This window comes from Parasphingorhabdus sp. NYA22, from assembly GCF_976973735.1.
Genome location: NZ_OZ333477.1, coordinates 2,454,648 through 2,474,052, shown reverse-complemented (window position 1 = coordinate 2,474,052; position 19,405 = coordinate 2,454,648). Strand labels below are relative to the sequence as shown.

Here is a 19,405-nt window from a genome sequence, read left to right as displayed (position 1 = left end):
AAATAGACGGTTTTTCATAAATTTGTACCGAAGTATATTCTTCGATCTTCTCTGGCTTTCACAACCCCAACTCCCGCGCAATCATCGCATCGCTAAAATAGGCCCGTTCGCAAATGATCCGGTCCGTCCCCGGCGCAAACTCAAAGCTTGCCGCCATGCGCACCCGAAACGCTTTGCCGGTCGGCTCGATCACCCGCTCGCCGATGGTCAGCGGGCCGAGATGGGTGCCGGTGAGCCAGAATTCGACCAGCACGACATGCTCGCCCGCCGCGCCGATCGCGATCACTTCATTGGCCTGGTCGGGAAAGGGCGTGCGCGACATCGCGAAATATTTGCGCACCGCTTCCTCGCCGTCGAATATGGTGCCATTGCCGTATAATTCATAGCGCGGATGCGCGAACGTATCGATCACCGCATCCCATTCATGGGTGATCTCCAACGCCATATGATCGCGCACGACCTTCAGCCGTGCTTGTTCGAGGTCGGTCATATTTTCGCTCTCCCTTGTTTTGTTGCGGAGGGTTTCGCGCAGCGGGGAGGGGAATGCAATCGGGTTTGTGGGGGTGGGGGAAACCGTGGTCATGAAACACCCCACTCGTCATCCTGAACTTGTTTCAGGACCCCTTAAGGCAGGCGCGCAGTCGAGGGAGGTCCTGAAATAAATTCAGGATGACGAAGGGGGGAGGGCCACATTGCATTCTGCGTTCAACTTGACATTTTTCAAAGCCGTCATATATAAATGACAATGTATCAGGTCGAGCAAACGGAAGTGTTTGAAGACTGGCTAGACAGCCTTCGCGACCCAATGGCAAAGTTCAAAATTGCCAAGCGACTGGTCCGGATAAGATCCGGGTTGCTCGGGGACTGGAAATCGCTTGGTGACGGAGTGAGCGAGCTGCGAATTCGATATGGGCCGGGTTATCGTCTATATTATACGATGCGCGGCCAGACCGTGGTTTGTCTGCTCTGCGGCAGCGACAAGAAGGGGCAGGCAAAGGCGATAGCGAAAGCCAAGGAGATGGCGAAGCAGATTTGAAGCAGGTGCTTAATCCCTGTTTTGGCAACATAGGACATACTTAAATGACCAAATCGCAGACCAAGCCCTTTGATGCGGCGAAATATATTACCGAGCCAGCCCATGTTATCGAGTTGCTCAACGACGCTCTGGATAGCGGCGAGGCCGGCTATATTGCCGCTGCGCTTGGCGCCATTGCCCGGAGCGAAGGCATGACCATGATCGCCGGGAAATCCGGTGTGAAGCGGCAGGCGCTTTATCGTTCGCTTAGCGAGGACGGCAATCCGACGCTGGAAACCTTGCTCGGTGTGCTCGGCGCTATGAACCTGCAGTTGGCGGTGAAGGAAATTGAGGCAAAGGCTGCGTAGAAAAACCTCGTCATCCTGAACTCGTTTACCTTCGGTGGCCTGCGGCTCAGGACCTCCATCCATTGCGCGCCTGCCTTGCGGGGTCCTGAAACGAGTTCAGGATGACGGAGGAGGGGGAGGTCCTGAGCCAAGGATCACGGTGGTCAACTTGTTCGGGACTTCGAGCAAAAATTCCAGCCCCTCCTCTTCAGAGGAGGGGATTTAGGGGTGGTGGCGATGCGCAAGCATCGCTCGCGTCAGCGAACAAGGGAGTGCGGCAGTTGGTGTCTCTGATTGTCGGGGATTGCGCTTTGCTGGGAGAAACCACCCCAGCCCCTCCTTTAAAAAGGAGGGGCTTAACTCATCAAAAAACCGCTTTCCTACACCGCTCCCGATGTGCCCTAATCCCCGCCATGTCCGACTCCCGCCCCGATCCCCGCAGCGCCGCGGTCCAGAGCCGCCGCATTTCCCGCATCCCCGCTTTCACGCCCGTCCCGCTACGACCGCGCCCCGATGGCTGGTCGCCGGTCCGGCAGGCGGAATTTATCGGCTTGCTGGCGCAGACCCGTTGCGTCAAAAAGGCGGCGTCTCTTGTCGGGATGAGCCGGGAGAGCGCTTACCGCCTGCGCCGCAAGCCGGGAGCAGAGGAATTTGTTGCGGCCTGGGACGCGATATTGGGCGTGCCGGGCACTCCCAGAGCAAAGGTCACACTAGAAACGCTGTTCCAGCGGATCAGACAGGGCAGCTACCGCCCGATATTGCGCGGCGGCCGCTATGTCGGAACGATCCAGAAACCCGATAATTCCGCGCTTTTGGCGCTGCTCGGGCGGCTCGACCGGCTGCTGCCGCCGGAGCAGGATCGGGGCGCAGAACCGGAAGGTTACAGAAAACAAAAGCGCCCGTCTGTGTAAAGTTCGGGGAGCGGCGTGGCGGGAAAAACGTGACTCGGACTTTTTTTCGCCGCAAGATGGACCGGTCCCCCGCGCGACAGACGAGGAGAATATCGATGGAACAAGTGATCACCGCAACCCTCTGGTTCGCCGCGGTCTCGGTCGGCATCATGGCGGGCGTTTATTTCACCTTCTCGGTGTTCGTCATGCAGTCGCTCGACGCGCTGGAGCGCCCGGCGGGGATGCTGGCGATGCAGTCGATCAACCGGATCATACTGCGGTCGCTGTTCCTGCCGCTATTTTTCACCAGCAGCCTCGCCTGTCTGTTGCTCGCGGTCTTTGGCGTGATGCAGTGGGGCAGCGCCGGTGCCTGGCAGATGGTGATTGGCGGCGCGCTCTATATCGTCGGCATGCTGGTGGTGACGATGATCGGCAATGTCCCGCTCAACAATGCGCTCGAGGCCACCGCCGCCAATGGTCCGGACGCCGAAGCGATGTGGGTCCGCTATATGCAGCGCTGGCTACCGTGGAACCATGTCCGGACGATTAGCTGCGCGGTGTCGCTGGTGCTGCTGATCGCCGCGATTGCCGAGCGGTAGCCGTCACGAGGCGACCGGCGGATATCAGAATGATCCCGGCACCTCGCGCTGGGCCGGCGTTGGCCGGGCCGGCATCAGCAGTTCGCGGGGCAGGGACAACGGTGCGCGCTGCGCCGATGCCGCTCTGGTGGCGCTGCTGGTTGCGCCGTCAAGCACGCCCGCGATCGGGGTGCAGGCGGCTCCGGCAAGAAAGCCGAGCGCGCGGGCTGTTGACGCTTCGGCGGGATCGCCAAGCGGCAGGCTGATATCGTCCGCCGCCTGACAGCTGTTGGTTAGCGAACTGGCCAGGCCGTCAAAATAATTGGCATTGCCGTCGGCATTCTCGGTGGCGAAGGCGATGATCCGGATGCGGTCGTCGCAGGCGCTGCGGTCGAGGCCGATCTGGCCAACCGGCTTGCCAAAGGTGTTGCTGCCGACCAGCGCCATATTGGCGTCGTGATAGGGGATCATCGCGTTGATCACCAGCTCGCTGGCCGATGCCGAGCCGCCGGTGGTGATGAAGGCGATGCGGGTCGGGGCGATCGACTGGGCCCTGGTCTGGAAGTTGCGGGTCTCATCATTGGCCGATTTGCTGGCGCGGAAGCGGGTCACGCCCTGGACCTGGTTGGTGAAGCGGTCGCGGCCGAGCAGATCGGCGAACAGTTCGGCGGTCCGCACCAGCCCGCCGCCATTATAGCGCAGGTCGATGACCAGCTCGGTCACACCGGCGTTGCGGAACTGCAGGAAAGCATCGCGCAGCTGCTGCTCGGCGCTGTCGATGAAGGTGCGCAGATTGATATAGCCGGTCATGGTGCCGCCATTGTCGATGATCTGCACGCCATAGCGCGGCGAGACCGGCTGGATGTCATAGTCGGCCTTGCTGACCGTGGTCGTGGTCTCGACACCCGCCGCGTTGCGGAAGCGCAGCACGCGACTGGTGCCCGCTGTCGAGGGGCCGAGCGCGTTGCTGACCGCGCCGGCACCGCCCTGCGCAAACAGCGAGGTCACGGTCTCGAGATTGCCGGAGCTGGTCCCGATCGCGAGCAGCTCGGCGCCGCGATCAAGTCCGGCGGCGAGCGCGGGCGCGCCTTCAAAGGCGTCGAGAATATAGACCCGCGACGCGTTGCTGTCATAGCTCAGCCTGATGCCAAAGCCCGCGGTCGCGCCGGAATTCAGGAAGGCATTCTCCTCGGCGATCGAGGTGATATAGGTGAAAAACCGGTCCCGTCCCTGATTGCGGGCGGTGGCGGTGAGGGCGTCGATATAATCCTGCACCGATGCATAAGGGGTCGGGCTCAGGCTGCCGGGCAGGGTTTCGGGAAAGAGATACCATTCGTTGATCTGGTCAAACGCCCAGTTCTGACGGCTTTGTAGCGAGCAGGTTGTCCCGGTCGGCGTTGGCGTTGATCCGCCACCACCTCCGGGCGGCAGGCTGACATTGTTGTTGCCGCCTCCGCCGCCGCCACAGGATGCGAGCAATGCTGCCAATGCCAATATCGAACCGGATTTCCGCAATGCCATGCTGCCCCCATTTGCCAGACTGAACGAAGGTCAAGCGCGAGAGGCTTAACCCGATATGATCGACACTGATAGCGTTCGGGCCAATTGTCCACATAGAAAAAATCCGCCGGCATCGCTGCCGACGGATAGTTTTTCCTCCCCAGGAAAACGGTTTGGATCAGGTGCCCCGCAAAGGGGGCTGGGGGCACCTGAACTCTGGCTGTTTAGCCGAACTGGTTCATCGTGTTGTGCGCACCACCGGCTTTCAGGGCGGCGTCACCGGCGAAATATTCCTTGTGATCATCGCCAATGTCGCTGCCGGACATGTTCTGATGCTTTACACAAGCAATCCCTTCGCGGATTTCCTTGCGCTGTACGCCGAGGACGTATCCGAGCATGCCAGCTTCGCCGAAATATTCCTTGGCCAGATTGTCGGTCGACAAGGCTGCGGTGTGATAAGTCGGCAAAGTGATCAGGTGATGGAAGATACCGGCGCGTTTCGATCCATCGGCCTGGAAGGTGCGGATGCGCTTGTCAGCCGCTTCACCCAGTTCGGTGTCATCATATTTCGCGTCCATCAGGCCGTCACGTTCATATCCGGAAACATCGAGACCTTCTGCAGCCATCGCATCATAGACCTGCTGACGGAAGTTCAGCGTCCAGTTGAACGAAGGCGAATTGTTGTAGACCAGCTTTGCATTCGGAACGACTTCACGCACCCGGTCCATCATGCCGGCAATCTGCTCGACGTGAGGCTTCTCGGTTTCGATCCAGAGCAGGTCGGCGCCATTCTGCAGCGAGGTGATGCTGTCGAGAACGCAGCGGTCTTCGCCGGTGCCCGGTTTGAACTGGAACAGGTTGGAAGGCAGGCGCTTCGGACGCATGAGCTTACCGTCGCGGTTGATGATGACATCGCCGTTCTTCGCGGTGGCGGGATCAATTTCTTCGCAATCGAGGAAGCTGTTATACTGGTCACCTAGATCGCCCGGTTCGTTGGAAACCGCAATCTGCTTGGTCAGGCCAGCACCCAGAGAGTCGGTGCGGGTGACGATGATGCCGTCAGTTACGCCCAACTCGAGGAAGGCATAGCGGCAGGCGCGGATCTTCGCGAGAAAATCTTCATGCGGCACGGTAACCTTGCCGTCTTGGTGACCGCACTGCTTTTCGTCGGAAACCTGGTTTTCGATCTGCAACGCGCAGGCACCGGCTTCGATCATCTTCTTGGCCAGCAGATAGGTGGCTTCGGCGTTACCGAAACCGGCGTCGATATCGGCAATGATCGGAACAACGTGCGTCTGGAAATTCTCGACCTTGTCCATTGCCGCTTTTTCAGCCGCTGAATCACCGGCGTCGCGCGCTGCATCAATGTCGCGGAACAACAGGTTCAACTCGCGAGCATCGGCCTGACGCAGGAAGGTGTAAAGCTCTTCGATCAATGCAGGGACAGACGTCTTCTCATGCATCGACTGGTCGGGCAAAGGACCAAATTCGCTACGCAGCGCGGCAACCATCCAGCCGGACAGATACAGGTAACGCCGTTTGGTATCGCCAAAATGCTTCTTGATCGAAATCATCTTCTGCTGGGCGATAAACCCGTGCCAGCAGCCCAGCGACTGGGTATATTTTGAGCTGTCGGCATCATAGGCTGCCATGTCTTCGCGCATGATCGCTGCGGTATATTTGGCGATGTCGAGGCCGGTCTTGAACCGGTTCTGCAACTGCATCCGGGCAACGGATTCGGCATCGATACCGGTCCATGCGCCATTTTGGCTGTTGATAAGATTGTCGGCTGAACTTTTGAAATCTTGATAGGACATAATATTCTTCCTTAAACTGGGGAGGCGGTTATACGTTATGCTGTAAAAATATTTGCAGCGTCTGAGAGACTGTTTGGCCGAGTTTAAGGGATTGTTCCAGAGAATCTTGTCGATTTATGAGTCGGAATGTATGAGAAAGCCGGATGTGGAGTGTAATGTTGTAAATATATTTACACTCGCTGTCTGCCAGCTTAAGCGCCAGCGCTTCACATGCTACGATCGGACGATGGGCTTCTCGAAGCTGCGGCTCGTGCCGTTATTTGGGAAGCTCAGCAACGACCGGTCCGCTTGCCCATCGCGATCCTGAAACGAATTGAGGATGTTGGATAACATGAGTCTGACAAGTCGGTGCTTCTCGAAAAAGGGGAAGGGCGGTCAATCAGGCCTATATCAGCTCTGATACCCGAACTTTTCGATCCACGGCTCGACCACGGGGATAACCGGTGCGAGATGGTCGCGATATTTTTCCCATCGGCCGCTGGCACGTTGATAGATCGGCTCTGTCACTTGCGAATAGCTCGCCGTGGTGATCAGCCCTCGCGACTTGGCGGTCCGGCTGTGGTCGAGCACATTGTCATCCCATTGCAGGTCGAGAAAATCAAACAGGGGGCGGACCTCGGTGGCGACATCTTCGACCAGCTGCTCATAGACAATCGGATGGACGCTCGCCGGAAATAAGGCCAGCGAGGTCTGCCAGTGCCGAAAGGCCAGATCGTATAATTGCGCTGTATTTTCCAGTCGGAGGAAATTGGCCATGGCCGAATTGAGCCGGAAATTTGCCATGAAACAACTGAGCACCACGTCGCAGGGGTGGCGCAGAGCGAGGATGATCTTCGCCTTCGGAAACAGACGCTGGATCAGCGGAAGCCGGTAGAGGAACAACGGTGACTTATCGACCAGCAACTGGCCCGGAGCGAGTGGCTGTATTTTCTCGACCTCGGTGAAATAATCGTCGCGCGCCTTGGCGATGGCCTCGCTGTCCATTCCGGCCAATGCCGACAGCCCGCCCAGAGCTTCTTCAACGCGATTCAGCGGCGGCTGCTCTTCCATCACAACCGTGTCCGGATGGCCCATCAGGATGGTGTCGAGCAATGTGGTCCCGGACCGCGGGAAGCCGACCAGAAAGACCGGATCGGGACGCTCGTCGGTGATTTCGGCTTTGCGCCATGAATCGCGCCAGTCCGGCGTGAGCATATTGATCTCCTGCGCCAGTTGCTCGCGCAACTCTCTGGCGCGATCGAGCGGGGCGGTCGGATTATCCTCATAGGCCAGTATATTGGCTCGCGTATAGGTATCGAAGGCCTCGTCGGTCCGGCCGAGCCGGTCGAGCAGCGTGGCCCGCGCATGGGTGGTTCGTATGGGTTCCACATCGGCAGGGACTGCATCGAGCCTGGTCAACGCTTCTTCAAACCGCTTGGCCCGGCGCAGTTGCAGGGCTTCGACATAAGCCAAAGGTTCCGGCGCGATCCCGTTCCTGCGCGCCAGCGCAATAAGCGGCGCGAATTCTTCCTCGCGATTGGTATGTTCATACTGGATGGCGAGACCGAGATAGGCGTCCAGCTCTGTCGGATCGAGTTCGATGGTCCGTAAATAGGCGCGCTCGGCGTCTGCGGTACGCCGCAACACGCCATATTCGATAGCGAGTTTTAGCTGATAGTCGGCAGAGTTCGGATCGCGGTCTGCGGCCTTGAACAATGCAGCGAGAGCCTCTTCCTGCCTGAGCTGCATCTTGTAGAGCAGATAAAGCTGATAGGGCAGGCGGGCGTCGTCCGGGAATTCGTCAATCGCCTTGACCAGTTCCGCTTCCGATTCATCGACGTGATCGAGAGCGACCAAGGCGTCGGCCAGATTGAGCCGGGCGGGCGCGGCACGCGGATCAAGTTCGATCGCCCGCCGCAGCGCTTTGACTGCGCCTTCATAATCGTCAGTTCCGGCGCGCGCGTTGCCGAGATTGTTCCAGCATTCGAAATCATCCGGATGGTCGGCGAGGACAAGTTCATAGGCTGTGATGGCATCGGCAAAATGCTCGAGCTTCTGTGCCAGAAAGCCGCGATAACGGGCAACCCGCAGGCTCTCGTCCGCCTGTGCCAGTTCGGCGGTTGCCACTGCCAGCGCTTCGGCGTCCCTGTCTTGATCCATCAATATCGCGACAAGATTGCAGGCGATCGTGATATCTTGCGGCATCAGCGCGTGCGCTTGCGCGAGATGACGCGCCGCGGCCGGTAAATCCTGCAGCCGGGCGCAGACCATGCCGAGAAACGCATTGATCGGCACCATATCAGCGGCATCTGCTTGCAAGCCTCCCTCCGCGATCGATCGGGCCTTGACCAGATCACCACGCTGGGCGGCCAGTATCGCTTGATCCAGCGTGGAACCGCTATCTTGATCTTGATTAGGGGAGGTTTTGCCAACCATCTGCTGTTCCGATCTCGTTGCTGGTTGGACCGCTATAGATGTGCCGGTCCCAAAAAGAAAACGGAGGACTCCCGTCGGGGAGCCCTCCAATATGATAGATCAGCTCCGCTTTAAAAGTCGAGCGTAACGCCAGCGAAGATATAACGCCCAAGCGTGTCATAGGTCGCCGGATAGGTGTTGCCGTTGCAAGGGCCCGTTGGGCACAGGTTCGGGGTTCCACCACCGCCGGAGGTTACCAGGGGCGGCTCCTTGTCAAACAGATTGTTGATACCAAGGCGGAAGGTGAATTGCTCCTTCAAGTTATAGGTGAGCACCGCATCGATATAGCTGTACGACGAGATCCTTGTGCCAGGGCCAGCGTGATCAGTCTGCCCACTTGGGTTCAGAGCATCGAACGATGAAACCGTTTCAGCCTTCACCTTGCCGATAAAGCGCCATTGCGCCGATACGCCGAAGCCCGAATCCGTTTTCAGCGACACGCGAGCCTTGTGGCGCCAGCGCGGAAGCGGCGCACCTGCATCGGATACGCCGCCAACGCTACACGTCGGCCCGTAGAGGCCTGCACAGTCGTAGGAAACCGCGCTGCCGTCGCCGTTGGTTAGACCATTTTCGACCTCGTATGAGTCGAGATAGGTTCCGTTCATCGACAGCGAGACCGTACCAAAGCTGACTGGTACGGAATAGTTACCCGCAATTTCGATACCAGATGTCTGGAGGCTACCGACATTGTTTGGCAGATCAACCGTGAAGCCGCCGGGTGTCAGCCAGAGCGAACCTGCAGCGTCGCGATTGACGAGAGCGCAGGAGTCAGGCGTGAAGGTTGCGGTCGCATTGGTCACACAATTGTTGAGCACCGCGTCAACACCAAAGCTGCGGATCGCATCGTCGACCTTGATATTGAAATAGTCGATCGTCAGCGACAGTCGCGGAATGAAGTTCGGTTGAAGAACCACGCCTGCCGTCCAGGTCTTTGCCGTTTCAGGCTGCAGGGTCGGATTGCCGCCGAGCAGACCGTTATACTGTCCGGCCGGGTTCGGTGTGACGCCCTGGCCTACAATAAGGCCCTGCGCCAGACAGCCATAATCGGTTGCAGAGATGGTAATCCCGGCACAAGGATCATTCGAACCACTCAGTCCGACAGCTGATGTCCGGAACTGCTCCTGGATATTTGGTGCCCGAACAGCCTGGTTGTACATCGCACGGAAACGGATGTCCGGGATCGGTGCAAGCTCGGCACCGATCTTGAACGTATTGGTATTGAACGACTGGTCCACAGTGGTTTCATAATGCGAACGACGATAGCCAGCGCTAATCTCGAACGTATCGACAATGCCATTCTGGATCACGGGAATCTGCGTTTCAGCAAAGAATTCCAGTACGTCAAAACCACCCGAAAGCGGCAAGGTAGCGCCGCCCTGACCGGACAAGTCACCGGTTGCAAAGCCGTTGTCCACTTCCAGTTCAAGCGTCTCTTTCCGCCATTCACCGCCGATATTGACCCGTACGCCATCTTCGGCCCACGGAAAAACCATACCATAGTTCGTAAGGTCGCCTGTGAACGAGACATTGGCCACTTGCTCGGTCGTTTCACCAGACTGGAAGCCGGATACGTTCAGATAATTGACAGCCGCATCGCTGGCTCCGCCTTCACCGGCAAAAAGATCATAAGGTACGCAGTTCGTGTCACCGGCAGTGATCAGTGAACGGCAGACAACCTGTCCCTGTGTCGCGCTGCCGGGACGATTGTCGGTTACCGCATCAAGCGCACGGGTCAGCCGTGCGATCGAGAACTCGTTCGAGTAGACTTGCGAGTAATCAACCTTACCATATTGGTAATAAGCATCGTAGCTCCAGACGTCCGAGATATCGCCGTTCGCGCCGAGAACACCGCGGAACGTCGTATGGCCAAGATTGGACTGACGCGGACCGCCTTCGAGGTTGCGACGGAGGGTTAGTGCGTAGCCCTGATTATAAGTTCCGCCCTGGCCGTCTGCAAAGTCGATCGGAGGAGCGGTCGGATCGGGATTGTACGGAGCAGTGGTCGCTGTCGGGAATGTCCCGACAAAGCCGCTGATCAGATTGTCCGTGTCGCAGATGACGGCTGCCTGTGCGGCGGACATCAGCGGGTTATCGCAGTTCAACGTCAATGTATTGCCAAAGTTACCCGACGGCGCAATTTGTGCCACCGTCTTGTTGTCCATGAACTGGAATTCCATATAGGGCCGGAAGGAATCGCTGACTTCATATTTCACAAAAGCACCGGCGGTGAAACGCTCGTCGGGACGCTGGAAGTGGTTGAAAGGCGCAAAGTTGAAGACGCCCAATCCGTTTTCGAAACCGCCATTTGGTGCAAAAGTATAGAATGTCGAAGTGCCGGTCGTTACCGCTGTGTCAAACACCAGTATATTGCCATTTGGTGTTGTTGCCGAACCGCCGCAGTTGTTGGCGCCGCTACCGGTATTCTGCAGGACGCAGGCGCTGAAGTCGCGCTCCGACTGGGTTACCGCCTCGATTTTGCGATAGCCGCCATAGATCATGAAATGACCGCGGTCATCGGCGAACTTCGAGCCGAAAGCTACGGTTGCATCGATGGACCCGCCATCGGAAATGCCGCCGTCCGGATAGGGGAACCCTCGCGCATCTAGGAAGGGGCGGACGAACTTGTTGTTATTGTCATGCTGGTAGAAGCCATATTGTGCATCTACCCGGAAGCCTTCAAATTCATCGTCTATGATGAAGTTCACAACACCGGCAACAGCATCAGCACCGTACACCGAGGATGCGCCGCCGGTCAGGACTTCAACCTGTTTGAGCATAGCAGCCGGAATGATGTTGATGTCGGCTGCAGAGCCACTGGCCGGTGACGGATCGCCCGGTACAATGCGGCGACCGTTAATCAGCGCCAATGTGCGGTTGGAGCCGAGGCCGCGAAGATCGACCGTTGCGGTACCGTCCGCGCCATTGGCGAGAGACGATGCCTGGCTGGCAGAAACGGCTGGCAAAGAGTTCAAAATATCTTCGACGCGGGTTACGCCCTGCAATTTGATATCTTCACTGGCAACCACGGTAACTGGCGAGGGTGAGTCGACGCCCGGGCGCGCAATACGCGATCCGGTGACCACGATGAGCGTTTCCGTTTCCGTTTCGGCTTCGGCGACATCCGTTGCCTGGGCAAATGAGGGTGTTGAGGCAAGTGCAATACTCAGCGCCAGTGGCGCGGCGGCATATCTCAGGTTTGTGTGGTTTCTGTGAGTCATTGATCTTCTCCCTGCTGGACTGAACAGATAGTGGATGGTGACCATCTCTTGTGGCCAATCATCAGTATTCAGGTCAAAAATTTGCAGGAGTAGTTGTCTATTCTCTGAAAATTCCAACCTTCAGACTGTCACCTGTATTGCACCGGTAACTCACCTGTCCTAACAAAATCGGTAGGGGGTTATTCGAATTTTCGACAAACGTTTCATTTTTGCAACAGCCCGAAAGGAGAAGCTTTTTACATCGTGTTGCAACCGGATTGATGATCGGAATGAGACTCCGTGGGTTTGCTTGCTGTTCGGGCTATTTTTCTTTTTCCGATTTTGCCGCGCCAGCCGTGACGCGAATTCTGGCGAAAGAAATAATTGCCACGGCAAGCAAAGGCAGTTTCTCAAAATCGTAGATTTTTGAACCACCGAATCACACTTCAGTCTTTCCTACAGTTAACCAAATGGGTTATTTGTACCCCTATGACAGATAGAAAAGCACCGCCAAACCCTGATACCCCCGACGAGTCGGAGGGAGTTTTTCACCAACTGGATAGGCATGGTCACGACCCGGATGCCTATGACTGGGTCCCGGTCTTGCGCAAACGACGCAAGGACGGCTGGACACCGGAACGCCAGCGGGCGTTTATCGGCGCGCTGGCCGACAGTGGCGAGGTGTTAGCATCGGCGCGCAGTGTCGGGATGTCGGATACCGCCGCGTATACGCTACGCAGAGCACCGGGGGCGGAGGGTTTCGCCGCTGCCTGGGAAGCCGCATTGGCGGCGTCTTCGGGCCGGCTGGTCGATATTGCGTTCGACCGCGCCATCAATGGCGTCGACGACGAGATAATCGATAAGGAGGGCAATCACATCTATACGAAGCGGAAATATAATGACCGCTTGCTGATGTTCCTGATCCGCGCCCATGCTCCGCAACGCTATGGCAATGCGCATCGTGATGGTCGCGCTGCGGGCGACCGGCAGGACATGGTTCCAGCAATTCCGCCGGTCGCGGAAGCGTTGAAATTGCTCGGGCCCGAACCGCCGGCTAAACCGGAAAAGCTGCTGTCGCCGGAGGAACTGGATGATGCGCTGGAAATTGCTGATATCATGGACGGAAAATTACCGCACTGGCAGCGTCAGGACCGGATTGGCGATGAAGAGGAGTCTGCTGCATCATCGGACGTGAAGCGACTTACCATCAATAAGCTGCAAATATCTGATAATGAAAAAGAAAAAGGCAGCGAAGAGTAAAGATAGCTGTTCAGTAAACCCCGTTCTTGGCCGCAACTTTGACAAACTTTGAGATCGATATGTCTCCGTTCTGCTCTATTACAATGGCCATATCAGCGGAATGATCGCGATCGAGGTGATCGCTATGAGTATGGTTAGTGGCAGGCCATAGCGGGCAAAATCGAGGAAGCGATAGCCACCGGCACCATAGACCAAAGTATTGGTCTGATAGCCGATCGGAGTCAGGAAGCTTGCGCTGGCGGCAAACATCACGGCGATGACAAAGGGCCGTGGATCGACGCCGAGGGATATCGCGAGCTGGATGGCGATCGGGGTGACAACGACGGCAACGGCATTGTTGGTCACCAATTCGGTCAGCATCAGGCTCAGCAGATAGATGGCCGCGAGAGCGTAGATTGGCGGGAAGCCAGACAGCCAGGGCGTTGCCGCCTCGACCAGCATCTCCACCAGACCGGCATTTTCAAGTGCGGTACCAATCGCCAGCATCGCTACGATCAGGCCGATAATCCGCCAGTCGACCGAGGCAAAAGCCTCGTCCGGCTCGATACATCGCGTGACCAGAACCGCGGCCATCCCGAGTACGGCAAGTCCGGCAATCGGCATAATGTCCAAAGCGGCGGCGAGGACGACAGCAAGGATCACCGCAATAGCGATCGGGGCTTTATGGTGCCGGAAACCGCGGGCCTTGGGTTCGCTGACATTCATCAAATTCTCGCCTTCGACCAGACGGCGAATATTGGCCTTTGCGCCTTCGAGCAGCAACGTATCGCCGATCTGCAATTTGGTGCTGTCATATTGTTCAGACAGATTGCTGCCCTTGCGGTGCATGGCAATCGGGTGAACACCATAGCGCTGCGGCAGGGCTGCATCTTTCAGGCTGTGACCGATCAGATGGGCATCGGGGAGCAACAATATCTCGGCCAGAATCGATCGGTGCGAGGACATGGGAACGAATTGCTGCGTGTCGTCGCTCTTGGTCAGCGGCAGCTTTCCACGCTCGCGAATGGTCATCACGTCCGCTTCATTGGTGTGGAGCACCAGTACATCACCTTTCCGGACCACATATGTCGATAGGGATTTGCGGATCGACACGTCGTTGCGGACGACATCGATCAGACGCCGTTCGCCGCTGCGGAACAGGTCGATCTCGCTCGCTATCTGTCCAATATAGGGCGATGTGCCAATGACGAAGATCGACATGGTATAGCGTTTGGCTTCATTCTCATCGAGCAACGAGGACATCGTGTCGCGTTCCGGCAGAAAGCGGCGGGTCAGGGCGAGATAGGTCACGCCGACCAGCGCGACGACGATACCGGCGGGGGCGATCTCGAATATCGAAAAGCCGGCCAGACCGTTCTTCTGGGCAACACCGTCGACCAATATGTTGGTCGACGTGCCGATCAGGGTGCAAGTGCCGCCCAAAATTGCGGCAAAGGAAATCGGCATCAATATCTTCGAGGGGCGCTCGCCGAGTTCCCTGGCTAGGGTGATTCCGATCGGTATCATCATCATGACCAACGGCGTGTTGTTGGTGAAGCCCGACAAGGCTGCGATCGCGACCAGGAGTAGTCCGGTCGCCAGCACCGGCGAGCTCCTGGCCAGCCCGGTAACCTTCAGCGCAAAGGCTTCCAGCGTTCCGGTCCGCACCAAAGCGCCGGAAATGATGAACATAGCCGCAATCGTCAGCGGGGCAGGGTTGCTCATCGCCGTCAATATATCGTCGGTCGAGATTAGCCCGAGAACGAGAAGAAGGCCCGCCGCGCCAATGGCGGTCACCTCCGGAGGGCGAATTTCTGTCGCGAAGGCAATCAGCAGCAGCAGCAGTATCAGGGCGACCAAGGCCGGAGAATATGGCGCGAGAACGTCAAGCATGAACAGGTCCGATAAATGGCGCGCGCCGGATAGCGCAAACCCCAGTAAAAGCCTACGCGAGCCAGCGCTAGCGAGAAAGCGCAGCGCCGCACAAATTATTGTTTGGCTATCGCAAGTTTTGGTTCATGGGCGATTTCGTTTCGTGGCCCACAGGCGCATGATTCTGTCGATCAATATCGGAACATTTCATGGATCAGCAGCTCGTAATAATTTGCGCTTTGACTTTCTCAATCCATCTGATCGGAGCGCTGGCCTATTCGGCCCGTATTGCCGGTGTGCGAACCGGGCGAATCGCGGTCTCTTTTGCCTTGTTCAATGTATTGGTTCTGGTGTCGCGACTGTCAAACAGCTTCCTCGGGCCTTTCCTGGCAAAGCGGATTGAAAATGGCCTGGCCAATGGCACGGGTGAGGGGCTCCTCACCGATTTCAGGCTGGTTCTGCTGGCGGCGACTGCCGCGACCATCGTCGGCGCCTTGCTCATCCCCACCGTACAACGCTGGTTCAGCAGCGCCATATTGCAGTTCCACGAGCATCGCTCGATGCCACGCCTGATCTGGCATGCTCTGACCAAGGGCGGGATCGGTTATGTGGGGAGAACCGCCACGGTGCCCAAGCGAGTGCATATCAGCGACTTGCGAAAACCGCGCGGCGTATCGATTACGATCATCGTGCTGAACATAGTGGCGCAGGCCTTGCTGACGGTCGGTGTCGTCGGATCGCTTTATGCCGGTTATCTCAATCCCGAATACCGGGTCACGGCATCGCAGCTTTCCGCCGTTATCAACGGATTTGCAACTATCCTGCTGTTTGTAGTGATCGATCCGCAATTGTCGGTGATGACCGACGACGTCGTGAGTGGCCGCGTCAGTCAGCCGATGTTCCGGCGGACGATCACCTGGTTGTCGCTAAGCCGGGTTGGTGGGACGTTGGTAGCGCAAGCATTGCTGCTGCCGTCTGCATTGCTCGTTGCCTATATCGCAGGCGTAGTCTGATGGATCGATACCCCCTTGGTTCATAAGACGCCTGCAGCAGCTAGCTCACCGCTGGAATGATCCACACCATCGACATTACCACGACCGCCAGCAGCAACGACGCCGCCAGAACAATTCTGACATTGTGGGGCGCGCGGGGTTTGTTGCTTGCCTCGCGTTCGGTGACTTCTATCTGATCGCCATGTTTTTCCATGTTCTGCTCCTTTGCCGTACCCAAAATAGCGAAGGCAACCATAACATAAATACCCGCTTATGGGCAGGTTTACGGCTTTTTGGGGTCGAACGGCCAGTTGATGACGCCGCCAGCGATCAACGCCCACCAGATGAAAACGGGCTGAAAGGCAAGGCGTGGGCCATGATAGAGCCAACTCGCAGTCTCTCCACCGATCGCAATATTGTTGATGGCGTGGTTGATATTCGCAGGATAGACACAGAGTGCATAGAGCGCGAGGCCAATGCCCGCAGCATAGCGGGCGCGTGGAACGATTTTGGGCGGGATCAGCAGGCCGATGGCGCCGGCGATCTCTGCAACGCCAGTAAACAGGATGACTTGCTCTGCAAACGGCACCCACTCCGGCGTGATCGCTAGAAACCCTCCCGGAGACCGGATATGGGCGATTCCGGCAACCAGATAGAATATTGCCAGCAGCCATCGGAAAAAACGTCTGGTTAGTGTCTCTTTTCGCCGGGCCTGTTCCATTAGCGACGGCCCATGCGCGCTACCACGGTGACAAAGAACGCCGTCGACCAGCCAAGTAGAATGAAGCCGTTGAGCCCCTCGATCGCGGCAATCATCTGCCATTTTATATCCAGACCGTCGCTATTATAGCCGGTGGTGGAATAGGTGATGGTTGAAAAGTAGATTGCTTGTTCGAAGGTCGGAATGGCATCGACCAGCCGGTAGACGATCGCATAAGCCCATATTTCAATGCCGTGCAGCACGAAGAGGCCGAACACCAGCGCGAGCGTCACGACAATTCCGTGCGGTGACATCGGGTGGATATGCTCGGCCGCCTCTTCGCGTGCCTCGATCCGCAGAAAACGGCCCAGACCAAAGACGCCAACGCCGTGGATGAGTACGGTCAGAAGGACCATGAAACCACCGACGGCGAGTTCTGCAAGCATCGAGCTTCAGCCGCCCCAGGGGGCAGGAGGGACCGCGATGGATTTGGACAGATCAAATTCCACCCGGAAATCGCGTCCGTCTGCTGATTCCGGCCGGCGCAGTTCGTAGGCAAACTTGGCATCGCCTTGGCCCGGTTCGCTCACTTCTATCGCCCAGACATTGGTCACCGACTGATCAAGGCCATTGGCTTTGAACGAAGCGATCGATTCTGCGTCGACGGGAAACTCCTGTCGATCCGCCGTACCTTCGCTCTCCGTATCACCGCCATAATTGGTCACATCATCGAGGCTGCCGTCTTCATGACGATGGCGGTGCTTTAGACGGAGACCCTGATCAGTGCGTGTGATGATCCATGTGCGAGAGCGGTCCCACTCGCTCTTACCCTCTGCAATATGGAAAGGAATCTGGATCTCGTTCAAATCACAGGACGCCGCATGCATGATCATTGGCTTGCCCGCCATATCGGCATCGGCTTCCTGATCAGACACCAAAGTTCCGGCATAAGCCTTGCCGCAGAGCAAGCTCAGTCGCTCGAAAAACAAATCCTGCGGCGATGGTTCCGGTGCCGGAGTGGAAGGTGAATCACACGCAGCGAGCGGGACACAGAGGAAAAACACTGCAGCGAAGATCAATTTGGACTGTTTCATCGGTGCAATTGCTACACAATTTCTGTCGGCCATGAAATAGCAGAAATTGATCTGTTTGCTTATTAACGAATAGGCTGCTATAAGCTCTACAGCTAATAAATCGCGTTACGAAGAAATCTAGGTTTCGCAACCCCTAAGGTCGCATACTCTTTTTCCCATTTCTCGAAGTTGGCCAATCCCGTCCGGTTCTGCATTTCGCATAATCGGGCATAATTAAGTTATGAATAGGAATAAGACTATGCCTACAGGCACCGTAAAATTTTTCAACACCGACAAGGGCTATGGTTTCATCGCTCCTGAAGATGGTGGCGATGATAGCTTCGTGCACATCACAGCAGTTCAGGCTGCCGGAATGCAGTCGCTCGAAAAAGAACAGCGTTTGACATATGATGTTGAAACCGGAAATAACGGCAAGAAAGCCGCTGTAAACTTGCAGCAGGCTTAAGCCTCACACCGAATACGGGAAAGGGCGGGAGTGCTTGGCACTCCCGCCCTTTTTTTGTCTTGAATCTGTCTGCAGCTAACTCCAGTCGAAGGACAGGCTACCGCGATTATACAATCCGGCGAGTAGATCCATCACATCATCCGATGTTCGCCATTCGGGGTTGATGACGAATTGTTCCTGAGCGCACAGCATTTCGGCCAGCGATGCCGTTTGATGGGTGCAGGGATAGCATTCTCCGTCGACGAATAGCAGCAGCTTTCCTTCGTCTTCGCGAACGAAGGAAAAGCGGCTGGCGGGATTGCGGAACAGGGGATGATCGGCGGTCAGTAACGAGCGCAGATGTTCTGTCTCGATCGGCTCCTCGGGACGCCAGTCGGTTTCCGGATATCTCGGCGTGCTGCTATATTCTCCGAACCATTGCGCGAAAGCCGCGCGGTCAGTCAGCTTCTCAGTAAGCATGGCGTGTAGTCGGTCGATAGCGGTGGCGGGTATTTCTCCGGGATTGTTCTGGACCGTCAGGTCAGGATCGCAATAGCGGTCATCATCGGTCATTCCGAGCAAGAGGTCGTCACACCAGTTGCCGATCAATTCCTTTCGCGACGGCGAACGAAAACCGATGCTATAAGTCATGCAATCGGCACCGACGGCAACGCCATTGTGGGCGATTCCCGGCGGAATATAGAGCATGTCGCCGGGGTTCAGTACCCATTCCTCCGCGACATCAAATTCGGCGAGCAGCAGGAGGTCTTCGTGCGATCGCAGAGGTGTCTGATCGTCACACATGCCGCCGATTTGCCACTGGCGCTGGCCGAGACCCTGGATCAGAAAGACATCATAATGGTCGAAATGCGGGCCAACCCCGCCGCCATCGCTTGCGTAGCTAACCATTACATCATCTATCCGCCAATTGGGGATGAAACGAAACGGCTCAATCAGCGCGGCGACATCCGGGATATGTTGGTCAACTGCTTGCACCAACAGAGTCCAGGGAGACTTGCCCAGCTCGCCAAAGCGCGTTTCCGGCAAGGGGCCGTTTTCGGCGTTCCAGTCGTCGCTCGATTGGGTGATCAGGCGCGATTCCACATGATCTTCGCAAGCAAGGCCGCCGAGCTCATCAGGGGAAAGCGGATTGCGCCACGACTGCCACGGATTGCGGATCAGCAGCGGACGTTTCTGCCAGTAATCGCGAAGAAAAGCGGCTGTATCAAAATTGTTCAATTGCATTGGCACGCGCTACACAATTTCGGGCGGGACCGGTAGTGATA

18 protein-coding genes are annotated in these 19,405 nt (G+C 57.1%); 7 read left to right on the top strand and 11 right to left on the bottom strand.

The window, feature by feature from the left end; genetic code table 11:
* Nucleotides 1-58: 58 nt before the first annotated feature.
* A complete protein-coding gene (locus ACWFTY_RS11890; RefSeq protein ID WP_447524436.1) occupies nucleotides 59-490 on the bottom strand; it encodes an ester cyclase in 432 nt (143 codons plus the stop codon).
* A gap of 249 nt (nucleotides 491-739) precedes the next feature.
* Between ACWFTY_RS11890 and ACWFTY_RS11885 the strand changes: the two genes are divergently transcribed.
* The 4 genes from ACWFTY_RS11885 to ACWFTY_RS11870 all read left to right on the top strand — a co-directional run bounded on the left by ACWFTY_RS11885 (nucleotide 740) and on the right by ACWFTY_RS11870 (nucleotide 2,851).
* On the top strand, nucleotides 740-1,036 hold the full coding sequence (locus tag ACWFTY_RS11885) for a type II toxin-antitoxin system RelE/ParE family toxin (protein WP_447524435.1): 297 nt from the start codon (nucleotides 740-742) through the stop codon (nucleotides 1,034-1,036).
* 44 nt (nucleotides 1,037-1,080) lie between these two features.
* A complete protein-coding gene (locus ACWFTY_RS11880; protein WP_447524434.1) occupies nucleotides 1,081-1,383 on the top strand; it encodes an addiction module antidote protein in 303 nt (100 codons plus the stop codon).
* Nucleotides 1,384-1,775: 392 nt separating this feature from the next.
* The gene (locus ACWFTY_RS11875) at nucleotides 1,776-2,273 is read left to right on the top strand and encodes a hypothetical protein (RefSeq protein ID WP_447524433.1); all 498 of its coding nucleotides are present in this window, start codon (nucleotides 1,776-1,778) and stop codon (nucleotides 2,271-2,273) included.
* A 95-nt stretch (nucleotides 2,274-2,368) separates the two neighbouring features.
* Nucleotides 2,369-2,851 (top strand): anthrone oxygenase family protein, encoded by a 483-nt coding sequence (locus ACWFTY_RS11870; protein ID WP_447524432.1) that lies wholly within the window; start codon nucleotides 2,369-2,371, stop codon nucleotides 2,849-2,851.
* A 24-nt stretch (nucleotides 2,852-2,875) separates the two neighbouring features.
* Here the strand turns inward: ACWFTY_RS11870 and ACWFTY_RS11865 are convergent, their stop codons facing one another.
* The 4 genes from ACWFTY_RS11865 to ACWFTY_RS11850 form a co-directional block, all read right to left on the bottom strand.
* Complete coding sequence (locus ACWFTY_RS11865) at nucleotides 2,876-4,351, bottom strand: S41 family peptidase (RefSeq protein ID WP_447524431.1); 1,476 nt, start codon at nucleotides 4,349-4,351, stop codon at nucleotides 2,876-2,878.
* A gap of 203 nt (nucleotides 4,352-4,554) precedes the next feature.
* Nucleotides 4,555-6,147 carry an isocitrate lyase gene (locus tag ACWFTY_RS11860; RefSeq protein ID WP_447524430.1) on the bottom strand — a complete coding sequence of 531 codons (1,593 nt, stop codon included), beginning with the start codon at nucleotides 6,145-6,147 and terminating at the stop codon, nucleotides 4,555-4,557.
* A gap of 390 nt (nucleotides 6,148-6,537) precedes the next feature.
* A complete protein-coding gene (locus ACWFTY_RS11855; protein WP_447524429.1) occupies nucleotides 6,538-8,562 on the bottom strand; it encodes a tetratricopeptide repeat-containing sulfotransferase family protein in 2,025 nt (674 codons plus the stop codon).
* Nucleotides 8,563-8,672: 110 nt separating this feature from the next.
* A complete protein-coding gene (locus ACWFTY_RS11850) occupies nucleotides 8,673-11,819 on the bottom strand; it encodes a TonB-dependent receptor domain-containing protein (RefSeq protein WP_447524428.1) in 3,147 nt (1,048 codons plus the stop codon).
* Nucleotides 11,820-12,287: 468 nt separating this feature from the next.
* Between ACWFTY_RS11850 and ACWFTY_RS11845 the strand changes: the two genes are divergently transcribed.
* Entirely contained in the window at nucleotides 12,288-13,058 is a 771-nt protein-coding gene (locus ACWFTY_RS11845; protein WP_447524427.1) for a hypothetical protein, read from the top strand.
* Between the two features lie 78 nt (nucleotides 13,059-13,136).
* On the opposite strand, the gene ACWFTY_RS11840 is transcribed toward ACWFTY_RS11845, so the two are convergent.
* Nucleotides 13,137-14,930 (bottom strand): SLC13 family permease, encoded by a 1,794-nt coding sequence (locus tag ACWFTY_RS11840; RefSeq protein ID WP_447524426.1) that lies wholly within the window; start codon nucleotides 14,928-14,930, stop codon nucleotides 13,137-13,139.
* Between the two features lie 188 nt (nucleotides 14,931-15,118).
* Between ACWFTY_RS11840 and ACWFTY_RS11835 the strand changes: the two genes are divergently transcribed.
* Nucleotides 15,119-15,922 (top strand): lipid II flippase Amj family protein, encoded by an 804-nt coding sequence (locus ACWFTY_RS11835; RefSeq protein WP_447524425.1) that lies wholly within the window; start codon nucleotides 15,119-15,121, stop codon nucleotides 15,920-15,922.
* Between the two features lie 40 nt (nucleotides 15,923-15,962).
* Here the strand turns inward: ACWFTY_RS11835 and ACWFTY_RS11830 are convergent, their stop codons facing one another.
* The 4 genes from ACWFTY_RS11830 to ACWFTY_RS11815 form a co-directional block, all read right to left on the bottom strand.
* Nucleotides 15,963-16,115, bottom strand: a complete 153-nt coding sequence (locus tag ACWFTY_RS11830; RefSeq protein ID WP_447524424.1) for a hypothetical protein — start codon at nucleotides 16,113-16,115, stop codon at nucleotides 15,963-15,965.
* A 69-nt stretch (nucleotides 16,116-16,184) separates the two neighbouring features.
* Complete coding sequence (locus tag ACWFTY_RS11825; RefSeq protein ID WP_447524423.1) at nucleotides 16,185-16,622, bottom strand: DoxX family protein; 438 nt, start codon at nucleotides 16,620-16,622, stop codon at nucleotides 16,185-16,187.
* The gene (locus ACWFTY_RS11820) at nucleotides 16,622-17,047 is read right to left on the bottom strand and encodes an ion channel (protein ID WP_447524422.1); all 426 of its coding nucleotides are present in this window, start codon (nucleotides 17,045-17,047) and stop codon (nucleotides 16,622-16,624) included. Before ACWFTY_RS11820 ends, ACWFTY_RS11825 begins: the two co-directional genes overlap by 1 nt.
* A gap of 6 nt (nucleotides 17,048-17,053) precedes the next feature.
* Nucleotides 17,054-17,695 (bottom strand): hypothetical protein, encoded by a 642-nt coding sequence (locus ACWFTY_RS11815; RefSeq protein WP_447524421.1) that lies wholly within the window; start codon nucleotides 17,693-17,695, stop codon nucleotides 17,054-17,056.
* Between the two features lie 238 nt (nucleotides 17,696-17,933).
* On the opposite strand from ACWFTY_RS11815, the gene ACWFTY_RS11810 reads away from it, so the two are divergent.
* Nucleotides 17,934-18,140 (top strand): cold-shock protein, encoded by a 207-nt coding sequence (locus ACWFTY_RS11810; protein WP_067200226.1) that lies wholly within the window; start codon nucleotides 17,934-17,936, stop codon nucleotides 18,138-18,140.
* Between the two features lie 75 nt (nucleotides 18,141-18,215).
* On the opposite strand, the gene ACWFTY_RS11805 is transcribed toward ACWFTY_RS11810, so the two are convergent.
* Complete coding sequence (locus ACWFTY_RS11805) at nucleotides 18,216-19,364, bottom strand: JmjC domain-containing protein (RefSeq protein WP_447526887.1); 1,149 nt, start codon at nucleotides 19,362-19,364, stop codon at nucleotides 18,216-18,218.
* Between the last annotated feature and the right edge of the window lie 41 nt (nucleotides 19,365-19,405).